The 16,033-nt window shown below is 69.6% G+C and carries 18 protein-coding genes, 1 tRNA gene, 1 other RNA gene and 1 pseudogene; 11 read left to right on the top strand and 10 right to left on the bottom strand.

From position 1 onward, the window contains the following. The first annotated feature begins 158 nt into the window (after positions 1–158). From G127AT_RS13845 to G127AT_RS13835, 3 genes are read left to right on the top strand one after another with little or no spacing between them, the layout of a single operon-like run. On the top strand, positions 159–785 hold the full coding sequence (locus G127AT_RS13845) for a biotin transporter BioY (RefSeq protein ID WP_210897830.1): 627 nt from the start codon (positions 159–161) through the stop codon (positions 783–785). After that, positions 782–1,462 (top strand): energy-coupling factor ABC transporter ATP-binding protein, encoded by a 681-nt coding sequence (locus tag G127AT_RS13840; RefSeq protein ID WP_210897828.1) that lies wholly within the window; start codon positions 782–784, stop codon positions 1,460–1,462. Before G127AT_RS13845 ends, G127AT_RS13840 begins: the two co-directional genes overlap by 4 nt. Beyond that, positions 1,459–2,049: an energy-coupling factor transporter transmembrane component T family protein gene (locus G127AT_RS13835; RefSeq protein WP_210897826.1), complete on the top strand. Its 591-nt coding sequence runs from the start codon at positions 1,459–1,461 to the stop codon at positions 2,047–2,049. Before G127AT_RS13840 ends, G127AT_RS13835 begins: the two co-directional genes overlap by 4 nt. 44 nt (positions 2,050–2,093) lie before the next feature. Here G127AT_RS13835 and G127AT_RS13830 read toward each other — a convergent pair. Continuing rightward, positions 2,094–2,169, bottom strand: a tRNA-Lys gene (locus G127AT_RS13830). 103 nt (positions 2,170–2,272) lie between these two features. Here G127AT_RS13830 and G127AT_RS13825 point away from each other — a divergent pair. Continuing rightward, positions 2,273–3,133, top strand: a complete 861-nt coding sequence (locus G127AT_RS13825; RefSeq protein ID WP_244857603.1) for an inositol monophosphatase family protein — start codon at positions 2,273–2,275, stop codon at positions 3,131–3,133. 154 nt (positions 3,134–3,287) lie between these two features. Here the strand turns inward: G127AT_RS13825 and G127AT_RS13820 are convergent. Next, positions 3,288–3,647: pseudogene (locus G127AT_RS13820) on the bottom strand (aldo/keto reductase); the annotation flags it as partial. Positions 3,648–3,930: 283 nt separating this feature from the next. Between G127AT_RS13820 and G127AT_RS13815 the strand changes: the two are divergent. After that, complete coding sequence (locus G127AT_RS13815) at positions 3,931–4,998, top strand: IS1249 family transposase (protein ID WP_210902169.1); 1,068 nt, start codon at positions 3,931–3,933, stop codon at positions 4,996–4,998. Between the two features lie 123 nt (positions 4,999–5,121). Here G127AT_RS13815 and ssrA read toward each other — a convergent pair. The 3 genes from ssrA to G127AT_RS13800 all read right to left on the bottom strand — a co-directional run bounded on the left by ssrA (position 5,122) and on the right by G127AT_RS13800 (position 7,099). Next, positions 5,122–5,491, bottom strand: a transfer-messenger RNA (tmRNA) gene (gene ssrA / locus G127AT_RS13810). Between the two features lie 152 nt (positions 5,492–5,643). Beyond that, on the bottom strand, positions 5,644–6,378 hold the full coding sequence (locus G127AT_RS13805) for a tyrosine-protein phosphatase (RefSeq protein WP_210897822.1): 735 nt from the start codon (positions 6,376–6,378) through the stop codon (positions 5,644–5,646). Between the two features lie 10 nt (positions 6,379–6,388). After that, the gene (locus tag G127AT_RS13800; protein ID WP_210897820.1) at positions 6,389–7,099 is read right to left on the bottom strand and encodes an ArsR/SmtB family transcription factor; all 711 of its coding nucleotides are present in this window, start codon (positions 7,097–7,099) and stop codon (positions 6,389–6,391) included. Between the two features lie 64 nt (positions 7,100–7,163). Here G127AT_RS13800 and G127AT_RS13795 point away from each other — a divergent pair, with 64 nt between their 5' ends. Next, positions 7,164–7,625, top strand: a complete 462-nt coding sequence (locus G127AT_RS13795) for an OsmC family protein (protein WP_210897818.1) — start codon at positions 7,164–7,166, stop codon at positions 7,623–7,625. Beyond that, entirely contained in the window at positions 7,622–8,023 is a 402-nt protein-coding gene (locus G127AT_RS13790) for a hypothetical protein (protein ID WP_210897816.1), read from the top strand. Before G127AT_RS13795 ends, G127AT_RS13790 begins: the two co-directional genes overlap by 4 nt. Positions 8,024–8,026: 3 nt before the next feature. On the opposite strand, the gene smpB is transcribed toward G127AT_RS13790, so the two are convergent. The 4 genes from smpB to prfB form a co-directional block, all read right to left on the bottom strand. Then, the gene (gene smpB / locus G127AT_RS13785; RefSeq protein ID WP_210897814.1) at positions 8,027–8,506 is read right to left on the bottom strand and encodes an SsrA-binding protein SmpB; all 480 of its coding nucleotides are present in this window, start codon (positions 8,504–8,506) and stop codon (positions 8,027–8,029) included. Between the two features lie 110 nt (positions 8,507–8,616). Next, on the bottom strand, positions 8,617–9,528 hold the full coding sequence (gene ftsX / locus G127AT_RS13780; protein ID WP_210897812.1) for a permease-like cell division protein FtsX: 912 nt from the start codon (positions 9,526–9,528) through the stop codon (positions 8,617–8,619). Then, positions 9,525–10,577 (bottom strand): cell division ATP-binding protein FtsE, encoded by a 1,053-nt coding sequence (ftsE, locus tag G127AT_RS13775; RefSeq protein WP_210897810.1) that lies wholly within the window; start codon positions 10,575–10,577, stop codon positions 9,525–9,527. Before ftsE ends, ftsX begins: the two co-directional genes overlap by 4 nt. Positions 10,578–10,680: 103 nt before the next feature. After that, entirely contained in the window at positions 10,681–11,790 is a 1,110-nt protein-coding gene (prfB, locus tag G127AT_RS13770; RefSeq protein ID WP_210897808.1) for a peptide chain release factor 2, read from the bottom strand. Between the two features lie 114 nt (positions 11,791–11,904). Here prfB and G127AT_RS16270 point away from each other — a divergent pair, with 114 nt between their 5' ends. After that, the gene (locus G127AT_RS16270) at positions 11,905–12,039 is read left to right on the top strand and encodes a hypothetical protein (protein WP_280527569.1); all 135 of its coding nucleotides are present in this window, start codon (positions 11,905–11,907) and stop codon (positions 12,037–12,039) included. 43 nt (positions 12,040–12,082) lie between these two features. Here the strand turns inward: G127AT_RS16270 and G127AT_RS13765 are convergent, their stop codons facing one another. After that, positions 12,083–12,940 carry an LLM class flavin-dependent oxidoreductase gene (locus tag G127AT_RS13765; protein ID WP_210897807.1) on the bottom strand — a complete coding sequence of 286 codons (858 nt, stop codon included), beginning with the start codon at positions 12,938–12,940 and terminating at the stop codon, positions 12,083–12,085. A 127-nt stretch (positions 12,941–13,067) separates the two neighbouring features. Here G127AT_RS13765 and G127AT_RS13760 point away from each other — a divergent pair, with 127 nt between their 5' ends. From G127AT_RS13760 to G127AT_RS13750, 3 genes are all read left to right on the top strand, one after another. Next, on the top strand, positions 13,068–14,180 hold the full coding sequence (locus G127AT_RS13760) for a helix-turn-helix domain-containing protein (protein WP_244857602.1): 1,113 nt from the start codon (positions 13,068–13,070) through the stop codon (positions 14,178–14,180). Next, a complete protein-coding gene (locus G127AT_RS13755) occupies positions 14,177–14,740 on the top strand; it encodes a PIN domain-containing protein (RefSeq protein WP_210897803.1) in 564 nt (187 codons plus the stop codon). The genes G127AT_RS13760 and G127AT_RS13755 overlap by 4 nt, the downstream gene beginning before the upstream one ends. Positions 14,741–14,838: 98 nt before the next feature. Continuing rightward, positions 14,839–15,984: a hypothetical protein gene (locus tag G127AT_RS13750; protein WP_210897801.1), complete on the top strand. Its 1,146-nt coding sequence runs from the start codon at positions 14,839–14,841 to the stop codon at positions 15,982–15,984. Positions 15,985–16,033: the final 49 nt, after the last annotated feature.

The raw sequence follows: 16,033 nt of genomic DNA, 5'->3' as shown, positions 1-16,033 counted from the left end.
GCCCGGCATCCGCACGCCGCCGGAGGCGCCCGCCCCCGGCATCCGCACCCGCGACACGCCGGAGAACACGCGCGAGCCCGGCCCGCGTCCAAAACCGCACCCCGATTCTTGGACCGCCGCAGCCGCATCCGCCCGCCCCGTGCTCGTAGCGTGATCGCATGACCGCCACCCGAACCGGCCTCGGCGCCGCTCGCATCGCCCGCATCGCCGTCTTCGCCGCTCTCATCGCCGCCCTCACGCTGCCCGGTGCCGTGCCCATCGGCTTCGGCGTGCCGATCACCCTGCAAACCCTCGGCGTCATGCTCGCCGCCGTCGTGCTCGGGCCCCTCGAGGGCACCCTCGCCGTCGTCGTGTACGTCGCCCTCGGCCTCGCGGGGCTGCCGATCCTCGCCGGCGGATCCGCCGGCCTCGGCGTGCTCGCCGGCCCGAGCGGCGGGTTCCTCCTCGGCTTCATCCCCGGCGCCCTCGTCGCCGGCCTCCTCGCCGCGCGCCTGCCGTGGCGCGGGGTCTGGCCGCTGCTGGCCGCGACCCTGATCGGCGGCGTCGGCGTCGTCTACGCCGTCGGCGTGCCGTGGATGGCCGCCGTCACCGGCATGCCGCTGCCGGCGGCGATCGGCGTGAACCTCGCATTCCTGCCCGGCGACCTCGTGAAGGCCGTCGTCGCCGCCCTCGTGGCCGCCGCGGTGCACCGCGCCCGCCCGGGCATGCTCGGCCGAGCCCCGCGGCGAGCCCAGCCGGAGCAGCGCGAGTCGGCATCCGCACCCGAGACCGCCGGGCGCGCATGAGCGAGATCGTCTTCGACGCCGTCTCGCACGACTACGACGGCGTGCCGGTGCTGCACGACGTCTCGCTCCGCCTCACGGAACGGCGCATCGGCATCGTCGGCGCGAACGGCTCCGGCAAGTCCACCCTCGCCCGCATGATCAACGGCCTCGTCGCGCCCGCCGCGGGCAGCGTCGCCGTCGACGGTCTCGACGTCGCCCGCCGCGGCCGCGAGGTGCGCCGCCGCGTCGGTTTCGTGTTCACGAACCCCGACCACCAGATCGTGATGCCGACCGTGCGCGAAGACGTCGCGTTCTCGCTGCGGAAGCTGCGCCTGCCCCGGGCCGAGTCCGACGCCCGAGTGGATGCCGCGCTCGACCGCTTCGGCCTCTCACCCCTCGCCGAACGCCCCGCCCACCGCCTCTCCGGCGGGCAGAAGCAGCTGCTCGCCCTGGCGGCCGTGCTCGTCGCCCGCCCCGCCGTCCTCGTCGCCGACGAACCGACGACCCTCCTCGACGCCCGCAACGCCCGCCTCATCGAGGAGCATTTCGCGGAACTCGACGAGCAGCTCGTCATGGTCACCCACCGCCTGGACGCCGTCGCCGGCTTCGACCGGGTGCTCGTCGTCGACGGCGGCCGCATCGTCGCCGACGACCGCCCGGCCGCCGCCCTCGCCGCCTACGAGGCCCGCATCGCATGATCGGGATGTACGTGCCCGGCACCTCGGTGCTCCACCGGATGCCGGCCGGCGCGAAGCTGCCCGCCCTCGCCGTGCTCGTCGTGCTCGCCGCCGCAGCGCCCGGCTGGCCGTGGCTGGCCGGCGGTGCGGTCTTCACGGCGGCGCTCTTCGCCCTCGCCCGCATCCCGGCATCCGCACTCTGGCGTCAGCTGCGACCCCTCGCCTGGATCGTCGCGATCACCCTGCCGATCAACTGGATCTTCACGGGCTTCGAACACGCCGTCACCGTCGCCCTCCGCATCGCCGTCTGCGTCGCCCTGGCCGCCCTCGTCACCCTTACCACCCGCGTCGGCGACATGCTCGACGCCGTGCAACGCGGCCTGTCGCGGGTGCCCCGCGTCGACGCCGAGCGGATCGGACTGCTGCTGGCGATGACGATCCGCGCGGTCCCCCTCATCGCCGAGATCGTGCACGCCGTGCTCGAGGCCCGCCGCGCCCGCGGCGCCGAAGGCTCGCTGCGTGCGGTCGCAGTCCCCGTCGTCCTCCGCGCCCTGCAGGCCGCCGATGCGATGGGCGAGGCCCTCATCGCCCGCGGCGCCGACGACTGAGGGCGGCAACGCGAAAAGCCCCGCTTCCGGGGAAGCGGGGCTCGTGGTGCACCCCCTGGGACTTGAACCCAGAACCCACTGATTAAGAGTCAGTTGCTCTGCCGATTGAGCTAGAGGTGCGGAATTCGGAAGAACCGAACCGAGGGACAACATTAGCAGTTCGAGCGGCCTTGCGCGAATCGGCGGCGAGTACGGCGGTCACGCGAGCGAGTAGCCTGATTCCGTGACCGCCGACCACGCCGCAGACCTCGCCCTCGCCCTCGAACTGGCCGATCTCGCCGACTCGATCTCCATGCGGCACTTCCGCGACGCGGGCCTGGACATCCGCACGAAACCCGACCGCTCCCCCGTCACCGAGGCCGACCTGGCCGTCGAGCGCGCGATCCGCGAGCGCATCGCCGAAACCCGCCCCGCCGACGGCGTCTTCGGCGAGGAGTTCGGCATCGCCGGCAGCGCCTCCAGGCAGTGGATCATCGACCCCATCGACGGCACGGCGAACTTCCTGCGCGGCGTGCCCGTGTGGGCGACGCTCGTCTCGCTCGCGATCGAGGGGGTGCCGGTCGTCGGCGTCGTGTCGGCTCCGGCGATGCGGCGGCGCTGGTGGGCGTCGCGTGCGGCGGGCGCCTGGACGGTCGAGTCGGCCGCCGAAGCGGGCGCGAGCGGGTCGGGTGCGGATGCCGCGGGCGAGGCCGCCGAGCGCCCCGCGGTGCCCGGGGCGCGCCGTCTGCGGGTCTCCGGCGTCGAGCGCCTCGAGGACGCGTCGCTCAGTTTCCAGAGCCTCGCGCAGTGGCGCGATGCCGGGTACCTCGACCGCCTGCTGGCGCTCTCGGAGCGGGTGTGGCGCGACCGGGCGTACGGCGACATGTGGTCGTACATGCTGCTGGCCGAGGGTCTCATCGACATCACGGGCGAGTTCGACGTGAAGCCGTACGACCTCGCCGCGCTCATCCCGATCGTGGAGGAGGCCGGTGGCCGCTTCAGCTCGATCGACGGCGTACCCGGCCCGTGGGAGGGCAGTTCCCTCGCCACGAACGGGCTCCTGCACGACACGGTGCTCGAGGCGTTGGTCGACCCCGAGATCTGAGCGGGTGCGGATGCCGTGGCCCGCGGCATCCACTCGCGCAGCGGCTCTGGGCCGCCGCCCGCGGCGTCGGGGCTCAGGCGCGCAGCCTCGGCAGCCCGCCGCCCTCGCGGGCCCCGGCCCACAGGTCGACGCCGGCGTCGCCGCCGAGCTCGTCGATGCGGGCGAGGTCGGACTCGGTGAACGCCGGCCCGTCGAGGGCGGCGAAGCCGATGATGCCGAAGCCCGCGTCGCCTGCCGCATCGAGCAGCCCGTCGGTCTCGATCCACCGGTTCAGGATCGAGTACGAGGGCTGGTGGATCGTGAGCGGCACCCCGAGATCGGCGAGGATCTCGGCGGCGCGGCTGCTGTCGGCGGCGGAGTACGAGGAGATGCCGACGTAGAGGGCTTTGCCCTGCCGCACCGCTTCGGCGAGCGCGCCCATCGTCTCTTCGAGCGGCGTTTCAGGGTCGGGGCGGTGCGAGTAGAAGATGTCGACATAGTCGAGCCCGAGCCGTCCGAGGGAGCGGTCGAGGGAAACGTGAAGCTTGTCCAGCTCTTGCTCGGCCACAAGTCTGCCGCGATGACCCTGGACACCTACGCAGACCTCTTCGAGGACGACCTTGACTCAGTTGGGGACCGCCTCAATCACCGGGCCGCTGCAGCAGGTGTGGGCAAAATGTGGGCAAGCGCCGAATCGGTCTATAGGCAAGAAATAGTGGATGGGGTGTCGTTCTGGCCGCGTGATTCCGGGCGTCTCTGGGGGTGGTCATGGTCGGTGATGCTTGGTCGTGGACCTTGCCCCGAACTCGACGCGCTGCATGGTATGCGGATCACGACTCGTGAAGAACGGACGCCATCCCTCGGGAACCCAACGCTGGCGATGCCGGACATGCGGATCCTCGACCGTGCGGCATCGCCCGGACGTACGCGAACGCGAACAACTGCGTCGTTTCCTGCGCTGGCTGTCTGGGAAGGCCTCGCAAGCCGAACACGGCGGTGGGACCGGTCGCACTTTCAGACATGACACCGCCTGGTGCTGGCAGCTACAGCCTCGGATGCCCGTCACCGGTGAAGTCCACGACACGGTCCTCGTCGACGGGATCTGGATCGGCACCTGGTGTCTGCTGATCGCGATCAGCGATACCGGCCATGTCATCGCGTGGCAGTGGTGCGCCCGGGAGTCCACCGCAGCCTGGACGGCCCTGTTCGATCAAGTCCCCGCCCCGATCGTCGCCGTCACCGACGGCGGCTCCGGAATCCGCGCCGCACTGCACAACACCTGGCCGGATACCGCGGTGCAACGCTGCATCTTCCACCTGCAACTCAACGTCACCGGCGAACTGACCCGAACACCCCGCACCGCAGCCGGCCGCGCACTCCGACAGATCTCGCTGAACCTCAGCAACGTCCACGACATCGATGCCGCGATCACCTGGCAGCTCACCCTCGAAGCCTGGTGGCAGCAATACGGCCACCTCACCCGTGAACGCACCCTCTACGACAACGGCCGCTTCGGCTTCACCCACGACCGGCTCCGGAAAGCCTGGGGCATCCTGCACCGTGCCGCCCGAGCCGGCCACGTCTTCACCCACCTCACCCACGGCAACCCCCGCACGACATCACGACTGGAAGGCCTGAACTCACAGATCCGCAACCTGCTCCACCAGCACCGCGGCATGCCCATCGAGCACCGCAAACGAGCCGCCGAATGGTTCCTGCTCCTGCACGAGATCCCCATCAACCACGCCCACGAACACGCGACCCTGCCAGCCCCCGCACCCCGGCCCGCCCGCAACGAGACAACCGGCCAGCCCACCCTCTACGACACCGGACTCGATGCCACCGAAGGCCTCTGGCTCAGAACAGGCTGGGCCGGACGATCATGACACGCCCGAACCATCCACTATTTCTTGCCTATAGGCCGCCGAATCAGAGCCAGCCGAAGCCGTCGCGTGAACGAAAAAACCCCCGGATAACCGGGGGTTTTTCCTGTGACGTGCGAGAACGGTTCGTGGAGATGGGGGGAATTGAACCCCCGTCCATCGCTGAGATTCGACGCCTTCTCCGGGCGCAGCCTGTGCAAGCGTTCTGCTCGGCCCCGACCTTTGCCACAGGCACCCAAGTCGACAGGCCCAGCCTGAAAAAAGTCCCGCGCGTCGCTCAGGCGACGACGTGCAGCGAGTTCCCTAGATGACGCCGGTGACCGGGGCGGGAACCCACCCGGACCGACGGACTATCGGGCTCGCTTACGCAGCGAGGGCGAAGTCGGACTGCTTCTTATTGGCAGTTATTTTTTTGCAGGGGGCGTTCACGAGATAACCCTGCATCCTCGGCCCGCTTCTCGTCGTTTCACAGGCGATGTCGAAACCGATCATCCCCGTGGTCGTCGTATCGACGGACCGTTCTCACACGCTATGGAGTTGCATCCGCGCCGTTCTCGCGAACTGCGCGGCCTCACAGCTTAGAACACTTTCGGGCCCCGCGCCATTCCCGGTTCGGCCGTCATCCGCGAGTGGATGCCGGAGACGGCCTCACTTCACGAGCAGCCGCGTCTCGAGCGATCGCAACTCGGCCGGGGCCACACCCGAGGCCACGAGGTACTCGTTGGCCGAGCCGTGCTCGCGCTCGACGAGATCCAGCGCGTGGTCGAGGGCTTCGGGCGGGCTGCCGCCCATGAGCATGCGCAGGCCCGGCGAATCGGGCACGCCGAAGCGGCCGACGAGCTGCACCATCTCTTCGAGCCACTCGCCGGCCAGGTGGGCCTCGGTGCGGGCGTAGTCTTCGACGACCGTCGCACGGTCGACGCCGACCGAGAGCAGGGAGAGGGCCACGACGACGCCCGTGCGGTCTTTGCCGGCGGTGCAGTGCACGACCGTCGAACCCGCCGGCTGCGCGGCCACGGCCCGCACGGCGTTCGCCAGCACCGGGGCATGGCGGGTGAGCATCCGCTCGTAGAGCTGCTCGAGGCTCACGTCTTCACCGTTCTGCGAGGCGCCCGACCCTTCGAAGACGGGCAGGCTCCGCACCTCGACGTCGAGGCCGTCGAGGTCGTCGGGCATCCGCTCGGCCTCGTATCGGTCGCGCAGGTCGATGACGCTGCGGACGCCCAGAGTCCCGAGCATCGCCCGCCCCGCCGGGCCGAGCCGATGCAGGCCGTCGGAGCGGAACAGCACTCCCGGCCGCACCTCGCCGCCGCGGGCCGACAGGCCCCCGACGTCGCGGAAGTTGTAGGTGCCCGGGACGGGGATGCGCGTCGTCGTATCCATCACGGCGAGCCTATGGCCTGCCGCCGACAATCGGCAGGGAGTCTGCGGAGAGCTCGATCCCCCACTCGCCGGCGAGACCGCGGGCGCCCTCGCCCGTCAGTTCGACGCCGCGGCGCGAGCCGGCGCGGCGGCGGATCCATCCGGCGTCCAGGAACCGGGCCGCCAGGTGCGCGCCGAGCGCCCCGGCCAGGTGCGGCCGGCGTTCCGTCCAGTCGGGGCAGGCGCGGACGAGGGTGCGCGTGCCGCGAATGCCCGCGAGATCCACGCCGAGCCCCGTGAAGCCGTCGGAGGCGCCCGGCGCGAGGTCGAGGCTCTCGGCGACGAGCAGACCGCGGGCGACGAGGCCGTCGGCGAGGGCGACGCCGAGGCGGCCGGCGAGATGGTCGTAGCAGAACCGGGCCCCGGCGAGATCCTCGGCCTCGCGATGCCCGCGGTACCCGGTGACCGGCACTGCCGGCGAGAGACCGCCGAGCGCCTCGAGCGCGACGGCGACGTCAGGCGAGGCGATACGGTAGAAGCGCCGGCGGCCGCGCGCCTCCACCTGCAGGAGTCCGGCATCCACCAGCACCCCGAGATGCTCGCTCGCCGTCGACGGCGACACGCCTGCGATGCCCGCCAGCTCGGACGCCGGGCGGCGGCTGCCGTCGATCAGGGCGGCCAGGATCGCGCTGCGGGCCGGCACCGCGAGCGCCCGGCCGATCGCCGAGAGGTCCTTCGTCATAGGCCGAGTCTAGGCTCGGCACACTTCGGCCGCCGCCGAAACGTTCCGGACGTAGCGTCGCGGTATGACGAACGAACACCACTACTCCGCGCTGCTGCACTGGCAGGGATCCACCGCCGACGGCTACCGCGGCTACCCCCGCGGGCACACCGTCGCCACGCCGCCGGCCGCCGAACCGCTGCGACTCTCGGCCGACCCCGCCTTCCGCGGCGACGCCGCCCGCCAGAACCCCGAGCAGCTCATCGTCGCCGCGGCCAGCTCCTGCCTGCTGCTCATGTTCCTCGGCGACGCCGCCCGCACCGGGATCGACGTGCGCGAGTACCGCGACGACGCCGTCGGAACGCTCCGCGGCGGGCGGATCGCCGAGATCCATCTGCGCCCATGCATCGGCGTCGCGGGGGTGGATGCCGCACACGGCGCCGCAGAGGTCGAACGGATGCTGCGCGCCTCGCACGAGCAGTGCTACATCGCGCGAAGCCTCACGAGCGATATCGTGCTCGTCCCCGAGATCGAGGTGCTCGCATGAACGTCCCCTTCGAGGCCGATATCGAAGTCAGGCTCACGCCTTCTGCGGACGCCCTCGCCGCCTTCGCCCGCACGACCGCCGCCGCCGGCGTCTCCCTCGAGGGCGGCGGAGCCTGGGTCGAGGACGCCCGGGGCATCCACCCGCGACTCGTCGCGCACTTCCTCGTCGCCGACGGCGAGGCGGCCGCCCGCGCCCTCCGCGCCGCCGGCCTCGACCCCGTCGTGCGGCACGTCGCCACCACCAGGCTCGATCAGGAAACACCCGGCACCCTCGCCGCCCACCTCGCGAAGCTCGCCGAGGCCGGCGTGCCGCTCATCGCGCAATACAGCGACCACGGCGGGCGCCTCGTCATCGTCACCGACGCCGAGCACCTGGCCGCGGCGCGGGCCTGCGGCTGAGCGCTACTCCCCCAGATGCCGGCGGCTGGACATCGCCCGCTCGGCCTCGCGCTTGTCCTGCCGCTCGCGGAGGGCCTGCCGCTTGTCGTACTCGCGCTTGCCCTTCGCGACGGCGATCTCGACCTTCGCACGGCCGTCGCTGAAGTAGATCTTCAACGGGACGAGCGTGTAGCCGCCCTCTTTCGTCTTGTGGCTGATCCGCACGATCTCCTGCCGATGCAGGAGGAGCTTGCGCTTGCGCCGCGGGGCGTGGTTGTTCCAGGTGCCCTCGGTGTACTCGGGGATGTGCACGGCATCCAGCCACATCTCGCCGCGGTCGTCGATGAAGGCGTAGCCGTCGACGAGCGAAGCCCGGCCCTCGCGCAACGATTTGACCTCGGTTCCGGTGAGCACGAGGCCGGCCTCGTAGCTGTCTTCGACGGTGTACTCGTGACGGGCCCGGCGGTTGGTCGCCACGACCTTCTCTCCGCGCTCTTTCGCCATGGCGCACACCTCTCCGCGTCTCGGGCAGGCCCGACGGATGCCGGGCAGCCGTTCAGTTTAGCCGACGGATCAGGCGGCCGCGCATCCCGTCCCGGTCGGGACGGGCGACGTCACGTCTTCAGGTACCGCGAGATGGCGATCGCCGCCGAGATCGCCGCGAGGACGACGCCGACGAGCACGAGCAAGGGGACGACGAGCAGCGCATCGCCGAGGTCGACGAAGCTCGTGAACGCGAGCCGTTCGGCGAGGTAGCCCTGCACGAACAGTCGCACGATCGCCACCACTGCGCCGCCGGCCAGCAACGAACCGATGAGGCCCGCGAAGACGCCCTCGAGCACGAACGGCGTCTGGATGAACCGGTTCGACGCACCGACGAGGCGCATGATGCCGAGCTCACGGCGGCGCGAGAACGCCGACAGGCGGATGGTCGTGGCGATCAGCAGCACCGCGGCGACCAGCATGACGACGGCGATCGCGATCGAGGTGAAGCTCGCGGCGTTCAACACGTCGAAGATCTGGTCGAGATAGCGGCGCTGATCCACCACCGACTCGACGCCGGCCGTGCCGGCAAGGGCCTCGGCGATGACATCGGACTGGGACGGGTCGACGAGGTTCACCCAGAACGTCTCGTTCAGCATCTCCGGCGTCGCGTAGTCGGCGGCGGGGGTTCCGGCGAACTGCTCCTGGAAGTTCTCGAAGGCCTGCTCGCGATCCTCGAAGTAGTACTCGTCGACGAACTTGGCGAGGGTGTCGGAGTTCAGCACGGCTTCGATGGTGTCGCGTTGTTCCTCGGTCGCGGCCCCGCCCGTGCACGCGCCGCCGGACAGGTCGGCGCAGAGGTACACGGCGACCTGCGCCCGGTCGTACCAGTAGTTCTTCATCTGGGCGATCTGCAGCTGCAGCAGCGCGGCGGTGCCGACGAAGGTCAACGAGACGAAGGTGACGAGGATGACCGAGACGACCATCGACGCGTTGCGGCGCAGGCCGTTGCCGACCTCGGCGAAGATCAGTCCCGCATTCATCGGGTCGGCCCCACTTCCTGCTCGTCGTCGCCGGGCGTTCCGCCCGGAGCACGAAGGCCCAGGCGTTCGGCGAGCGTGAGCTGCTCGGGCACGAGATCCTCGGCGTCCGGGATGATCGGCGCCGGGGGCAGGTCGGGTTCGGGATCGGGCTCCGCCTGGATCGGGATGGCCGAGGTCGCAGCGGCGGTGACGGCTGCGGCGGCCTCGGTGACCTCGTCTTGCGCTTCGGGTTCGACGTAGAGGGGCGGGGCCTGCTCCATGACGGCGGCCGTGACCTTCGGGTTCGCGGCCGTGACCGGGGCGGGTTCACCGCCGGCATCCGCTGCGGCACCGGCATCCACGACCTCCGCGTCGCCCTCGCCGTGCCCGACCGCGTACCCGCCGTGACTCTCGTCGCGCACCACTTCGCCGGCCGACAGTTCGATGACGCGACGCTTCATCTGGTCGACGATGCCGGCCTCATGGGTGGCCATGACGATGGTCGTGCCGCCCGCGTTGATGCGTTCGAGGAGGGTCATGATGCCGGCGCTCGTGACCGGGTCGAGGTTGCCGGTGGGCTCGTCGGCGAGCAGGATCTGAGGTTTGTTGACGATCGCGCGGGCGATGGCAACGCGCTGCTGCTCGCCGCCGGAGAGCTCGTGCGGCATCCGCTTGCCCTTGCCGTCGAGGCCGACGAGCTTCAAGGTGTCGGGCACCGCCTGGTGGATGTAGCCGCGCGACTTGCCGATGACCCGCAGGGTGAAGGCGACGTTCTCGAACACGTTCTTGTTCGGCAGCAGCCGGAAATCCTGGAAGACGACCCCGAGGCTGCGGCGGAAGAACGGCACCTTGCGCGAGGAGATGCGGTCGAGCTCCTGCCCGAGCACGTGGATGCGACCCGAACTCGGCTTCTCCTCCTTCAGGATGAGGCGGAGGAAGGTGGATTTGCCGGAGCCGGAGGCGCCGACGAGGAACACGAATTCGCCGCGCAGGATCTCGACATCGACATCGTCGAGTGCGGGGCGTTGCGTTCCCGGGTAGACCTTGGTGACGTTGTCGAAGCGGATCATCGGGATCGAGCGTAAGCCCGCCCGCAGCGAATGCCGGGAGCGACGCGCACGGCCCCGCGAACCTCACCGCGAGCGCGCGGGCCCTCGCCGGGTGGGGCCCGGCTCAGTCGTCGTGCTGCTGCTTGCGCCAGCGGATGCCGGCGGCGATGAAGCCGTCGAGCTCGCCGTCGAAGACGGTCGCCGGGTTGCCGACCTCGTATCCCGTGCGGAGGTCTTTGACGAGCTGCTGGCCGTAGAGGAAGTAGGAGCGCATCTGGTCGCCCCAGCTGGCGGTGATGGTGCCGGCGAGTTCCTTCTTCTTCGCCGCCTCCTCCTCGCGCTTGGCCAGCAGCAGCCGGGTCTGCAGCACGCGCATCGCTGCGGCCCGGTTCTGGATCTGCGACTTCTCGTTCTGCATCGACACGACGATGCCCGTCGGCAGGTGGGTGATGCGGACGGCGGAGTCGGTCGTGTTGACCGATTGGCCGCCGGGGCCCGAGGAGCGGAATACGTCGACGCGGATGTCGCCCTCGGGGATCTCGACCTCCTTGGCCTCCTCCATCACCGGGATGACCTCGACCGCGGCGAAGGACGTCTGCCGCTTGTCGGCGCCGCCGAAGGGGCTGATGCGGGCCAGGCGGTGCGTGCCGGCCTCGACCGAGAGCGTGCCGTAGGCGTACGGGGCATCGATCTCGAAGGTCGCCGACTTGATGCCGGCGCCTTCGGCGTAGCTCGTGTCCATGACCTTGACCGGATACTTGTGGCGTTCGGCCCAGCGCAGGTACATGCGCATGAGCATCTCGGCGAAGTCGGTGGCGTCGTCGCCGCCGGCGCCGGAACGGATGGTGACGACGGCCGAGCGCGGGTCGTACTCGCCGTCGAGGAGCGTCTGGACCTCGAGGTCGCCGACCGTCTTCTGCAGGGCGGCCAGCTCGGTGCGCGCCTCGTCCTGCGTCTCGGCGTCGTCGGCCTCGTTGGCGAGTTCGACGAGCACCTCGAGGTCGTCGAGGCGGCGGTCGACGTCGGTGACGCGCTTGAGTTCGGCCTGCCGGTGGCTGAGGGCGCTCGTGACCTGCTGGGCGCGCTCGGGATCGTCCCACAGATCGGGTGCGCCGGCCTCTTCGGAGAGCCGGGCGATGTCGGCCTCGAGGCCGTCGACGTCGACCACGGCCCGGATGTCGCCGAACGTCGTGCGGAGGGCCTGGATCGCCTGGGTGAAGTCTGCATCCAACATGTCGCCTCAAGCCTAGCCGTGCGGGTGGATGCCGGAGCGCGCCCGGCCCTGGCCGCGCGGCGCGCGCCCGGCGCACCGGTGGCCGCGCCGTGCCCGGCGTGCCAGCATGGAGGCATGGCGGAGGAGTTCGGCGGCGACCCGGTGTGCTGGCTGGATCGGGTGTGCCCGGAGTGCGGTGCCTTCGCCAAGGGCGCGGACGCGGCCCGCTGCCGCCGCTGCGGGGCGGAACTGCCCGCCCGCGAAGACTGACGGCTCTCGGCCGCGGCGCAGCCTCGTCCGGGCCGCAGCACTCTCACCCGATGCGCGGCGGCCCCGCCGCGAGCCGGCGCCGCGACGCCGCCGGGATCTCCTCGGCCGGCACCTCCCAGTCCGCTTCGAGCCACCAGTTCATGCCTGCCTCTGCCCAGGGGCGCACGACTGCGGCGTCGGCCGCGGCATCCACCCCGCCCGTCGTGCCCTCCTGCACGAAGGCGAACGGCCCATCGAGCCCGGCTGCCGCGCGCTCCTGCTCGATCCACGCGACTGCCTCGGCGGCGACCTCCGGCGTGAAGCCGGGATTGCCGGGCTCGGCGTCGGTGCCGACGGGCAGATAGTTCGGGATCCACCCCGCCGTGCCGATCACCCGCCGCATCGACCGCGGCCGCGGCCACGCGCCGACCGTCCAGATCGGGATCGGCTGCTGCACCGACGGAGGCGGCAGCATCTGCACGGTGCGCCGCACACGGAAATGCTCGCCCTCGTACGAGAACGGCTCGCCGCGCCACAGCAGCGGCAGCAGCTCGAGCGATTCGTCGAGCCGTTCGGCCCGCACGCGCCGCCCCGGATCGTCCTCGAAGATCCAGAACCGCTCCTCGACGTCCTGCGGAACTCCGAGCCCGACGGCCAGGATCACCCGCCCGCCCGAGAGCCGGTCGACCGTCATCGTCTGCCCCGCGAGCTCCCACGGCCGCCGGCGCGGCACCGGGGTGAGCATCGTGCCGAGCCGGATACGGCTCGTGCGCATCGCAGCGGCCGCGAGCATCGCCCACGCATCGCTCGCCCAGATCCCCTCCCAGACGAAGAAGGCATCCCAGTCGTGCGCTTCGGCGAGCACCGCGAACTCGACCGCCTCGCCCGGATCCGTGCCCGTGTAGATGAACCCGTACTCCATGCTGCAGACGATACGGCGAGCCGCCGACATTGAGTGGTGGAAGTACACGGGCGACTACACGTGTGAACGACCGAGAACGGTCCGTCCTCCCTGCAACCCAAGCTGCAAATGTTCTAGAATCGCACACATGACTCTCGATTCCGCCGCACTCGGGATACGCATCGCCCAGGCACGCACCGATGCAGGGCAGACGCAAGCGCAGCTCGCGGCGACCGCCGGTCTCGATCGGAGCGCCGTCGCGAAGATCGAGACGGGTGCTCGCGGCGTGTCTGCATTGGAATTGGCGCGCCTTGCCCAAGCTGTCGGCCAGCGAGTCGAATGGCTGCTCGAGGATGGCCCGGCCGCCGTGGTCTCGCACCGGATCCGTCGTGACTCGGAGTCGACGGCGGCGACGATAGACCGCGAGCTCGAACGGCTCGCGCGAGATGTCGAGTTCGTCGCCGAGCAGAACGGCGCGCTGCCCCTTCCCGCGCGTGAGCCGTGGCAGGTGCCCAGTTCGACCGAGGACGCCGAGCGACTCGCCGCACGCGTTCGAGTTGAGCTCGGCCTCGATCCCGAGCAAGCCGTTCATCGCGTGGTCGAAACGCTCGCGCCTCTCGGATTCCTCGTGTTCGTCGAGGAACTGGGCCCGGATGCCGCCGACGGTGCCACGGTATTGCTCGAACGCGGTGCCGTATCCCTGGTCAACGGCACTGGCCAGCGTGGCCGACGTCGGTTGACGGCGGCGCATGAACTCGCACATTTCCTCGTCGCGGATGATTACACGGTGGATTGGCGAGTGTCGGAGCGTGCAACGTCGGATCAGGCGGAGGCGCTCTTCGATCGCTTCGCCCGGGCATTCCTCCTGCCACCGGAAGGCCTGCGAAGCTCCTGGTCATCCGTGGCCGGAGACGGACTCCGCGCCGCCGCCGTGCAGGTGGCAAGCCATTTCCAGGTCGATATGGCCACGCTCGCGAGACGCCTCGTCGAAATCGACGTATTGTCAGCGAGCGAGGCGAACAGCATTCACGGTATCCGCACGACACGCGCCGACATCATCGACTTCAACCTGCTCGTCCCGTACGAGCTCGAACAAGACACCCTTCCTCGCGCGTACGAGCGCGCTGTGCTGTCGCTGTATCGCGGCGAGCGGATCAGCGCCGAACGCGCCCTTGATCTGCTGCGGGGCAGGTACACGTCGGAGGATCTCCCTCCGCTCCCAGCCGCCCGTGAAGACGAGCTCTGGTCGATCCTGCTGTGAGCGGCGAGGTCGCGGAGCCGTGGATCTTCGATACCGGCCCACTCAGTCATTTCGCGAAGGCGGGCTGGCTTGGCTTGCTCAAGTTGATCGCTACCGACCATCCCGTCCTCATCCCCGACGTCGTCCTCGACGAGTTGAAGCGCGGCGCCGTGTCGCATCCGCATCTCTCGATGGTCGTGGCCGCCACCGAAGACTGGATTCGTGTCCACCCGATCGCCGATCGGTCTGCACTCGTCGCGTTCGCGAATTACACCGCGCTGCTCGTCGGCACCGATGGTGTGAAGAACCTCGGCGAGTGCGGAGTACTCGCCCTTGCGGAGACGCTTCCGGCTACCGCGATCGTCGACGATCGTGCAGCGCGGAACGCCGCTTCACGAAGTGGCGTGCAACTGCGCGGCACCGCCGGGCTGATCCTGGACGCGGTGCGCGACCACGGCCTCCCTCGCGATACCGCAAGCGCAGTCGCCGATGATCTCCTCACCAGCCAGTACCGGCTTCCGTTCGAACGGGGCCGTTTCGTTCAGTGGTCTGTCGAGAACGGCCTACTCGAAGACGAGTGAGCCCTACGGTCTCAACGTCAGTGGCAGCACGTACGGTGCTGGCCATGAGGAAATCACGTGCAGATGAAATCTTGCCGTCCCGCCCTATGAAAGAGGCCGTGTCGGAGATCATCGCGATGAGTGTCCTCGGCGGGTTGATCGTCTTCGTGCTCTGTGCGTTCCCCGGCAATGACAGCGTCGCAGCGGGGATGGATATGGCCCCCCAGTTCGGGATGGTCGTGTTGGAACACATCGGGTGGGGATTCGGCGTATATGTCCCGATCCTGCTGAGTTTTTACGCGATCGTGATCGGTGGACAGCTCGTCGCAGATTCGACGACGGCAGCCTCGACAAGGCGCATGTTCGGCTTCGCGGCCGAGGCGATGGCCGGGGCTCTCGTCCCCGCACTGGTCTTGATCGTTGCCGCATGCGTGGCAGATCCCATGCAGGTCGGCTCGTTGTTTGTGATCGTACCCGTCTCCGCGGTGGTGTTCTTCCTAGCGATCCAGCTCGGTGGGTTCATCGTATTTGAGCGGTCGCTGCGATTGTCCGCTGCCGAGCGGGCGCGCGACTGGGCGAAAGAGCACCTCGGAGCATTGAAACCTCGGTCGCGGAAACCGATCTGGTTCGTTGTAGTAGCGCATGCCGTGGTCGGAGGCGCGGGAGGGCTTGGGATTACGCTGCTCCTGGACCGGCCTTCCGGATCGCTCTTGATGCTGTTCCTGCTATACGGTTCGGTGGCGTTGGGGCTCGGACTTGCCAGCGTGAACGGCCTGTTCACGTATCGGACAACGCAGGACCGGTTGTACACGGTGACGGCGTGGATAATCTGTTCGACTCTGTACCTGGTTGGGCTCTTGCTGGCCCTGGAGGCCTTCGTCCGGATAGGACCAGCCGCAGGCCTCGGGGTCTTGTCCTCGGTCGTACTATCTCTGATATCGACCTTCTGGCCACGACATCGGGCGTCTCGGTTCGTATTGGACTGGTCCTTGCACGGAGCGGCGACACGATACGCTGCGCGGTCGATCACGACGAGATATGTGCGCAACGTACGCGTGATCCGTGAGCTCGTCCAGTCACCGGAACCCGATCAGCCGATCAGCTTGCAGGACAGGATCATGGTTGTCTTCCGGCCTGTCCGCGGCGACACATCCGCTCCGCATGGTGACTCCTGCACATGTCGTCGCACATTCGACCGATCTCACGGTCATTGCGACGCCCATACCTTCGAGTCCGAGGACATCAACTCCGGCAGCGCGGTCTGAGCCACGCCACGGACCCCGCGGCATCCACCCCCGCCCCGGGCGGATGCCG

This window comes from Agromyces archimandritae (assembly GCF_018024495.1).
Classification (GTDB): Bacteria; Actinomycetota; Actinomycetes; order Actinomycetales; family Microbacteriaceae; genus Agromyces; species Agromyces archimandritae.
Note: the sequence above shows the minus strand (reverse complement) of the source record. Positions and strands in the feature narration are given on the sequence as shown.

What these genes read in the sequence shown, in the direction of transcription:
- G127AT_RS13765 (WP_210897807.1), bottom strand. Translation starts at nt 12,940, where the DNA reads ATGGAGTACGGGTTCATCTACACGGGCACGGATCCGGGCGAGGCGGTC.
- ftsE (WP_210897810.1), bottom strand. Translation starts at nt 10,577, where the DNA reads ATGATCCGCTTCGACAACGTCACCAAGGTCTACCCGGGAACGCAACGC.
- G127AT_RS13795 (WP_210897818.1), top strand. Translation starts at nt 7,164, where the DNA reads ATGACGAACGAACACCACTACTCCGCGCTGCTGCACTGGCAGGGATCC.
- prfB (WP_210897808.1), bottom strand. Translation starts at nt 11,790, where the DNA reads ATGTTGGATGCAGACTTCACCCAGGCGATCCAGGCCCTCCGCACGACG.
- G127AT_RS13805 (WP_210897822.1), bottom strand. Translation starts at nt 6,378, where the DNA reads ATGGATACGACGACGCGCATCCCCGTCCCGGGCACCTACAACTTCCGC.
- G127AT_RS13790 (WP_210897816.1), top strand. Translation starts at nt 7,622, where the DNA reads ATGAACGTCCCCTTCGAGGCCGATATCGAAGTCAGGCTCACGCCTTCT.
- ftsX (WP_210897812.1), bottom strand. Translation starts at nt 9,528, where the DNA reads ATGAATGCGGGACTGATCTTCGCCGAGGTCGGCAACGGCCTGCGCCGC.
- G127AT_RS13835 (WP_210897826.1), top strand. Translation starts at nt 1,459, where the DNA reads ATGATCGGGATGTACGTGCCCGGCACCTCGGTGCTCCACCGGATGCCG.
- G127AT_RS13845 (WP_210897830.1), top strand. Translation starts at nt 159, where the DNA reads ATGACCGCCACCCGAACCGGCCTCGGCGCCGCTCGCATCGCCCGCATC.
- G127AT_RS16270 (WP_280527569.1), top strand. Translation starts at nt 11,905, where the DNA reads ATGGCGGAGGAGTTCGGCGGCGACCCGGTGTGCTGGCTGGATCGGGTG.
- G127AT_RS13815 (WP_210902169.1), top strand. Translation starts at nt 3,931, where the DNA reads ATGGTATGCGGATCACGACTCGTGAAGAACGGACGCCATCCCTCGGGA.
- G127AT_RS13800 (WP_210897820.1), bottom strand. Translation starts at nt 7,099, where the DNA reads ATGACGAAGGACCTCTCGGCGATCGGCCGGGCGCTCGCGGTGCCGGCC.
- G127AT_RS13840 (WP_210897828.1), top strand. Translation starts at nt 782, where the DNA reads ATGAGCGAGATCGTCTTCGACGCCGTCTCGCACGACTACGACGGCGTG.
- G127AT_RS13760 (WP_244857602.1), top strand. Translation starts at nt 13,068, where the DNA reads ATGACTCTCGATTCCGCCGCACTCGGGATACGCATCGCCCAGGCACGC.
- smpB (WP_210897814.1), bottom strand. Translation starts at nt 8,506, where the DNA reads ATGGCGAAAGAGCGCGGAGAGAAGGTCGTGGCGACCAACCGCCGGGCC.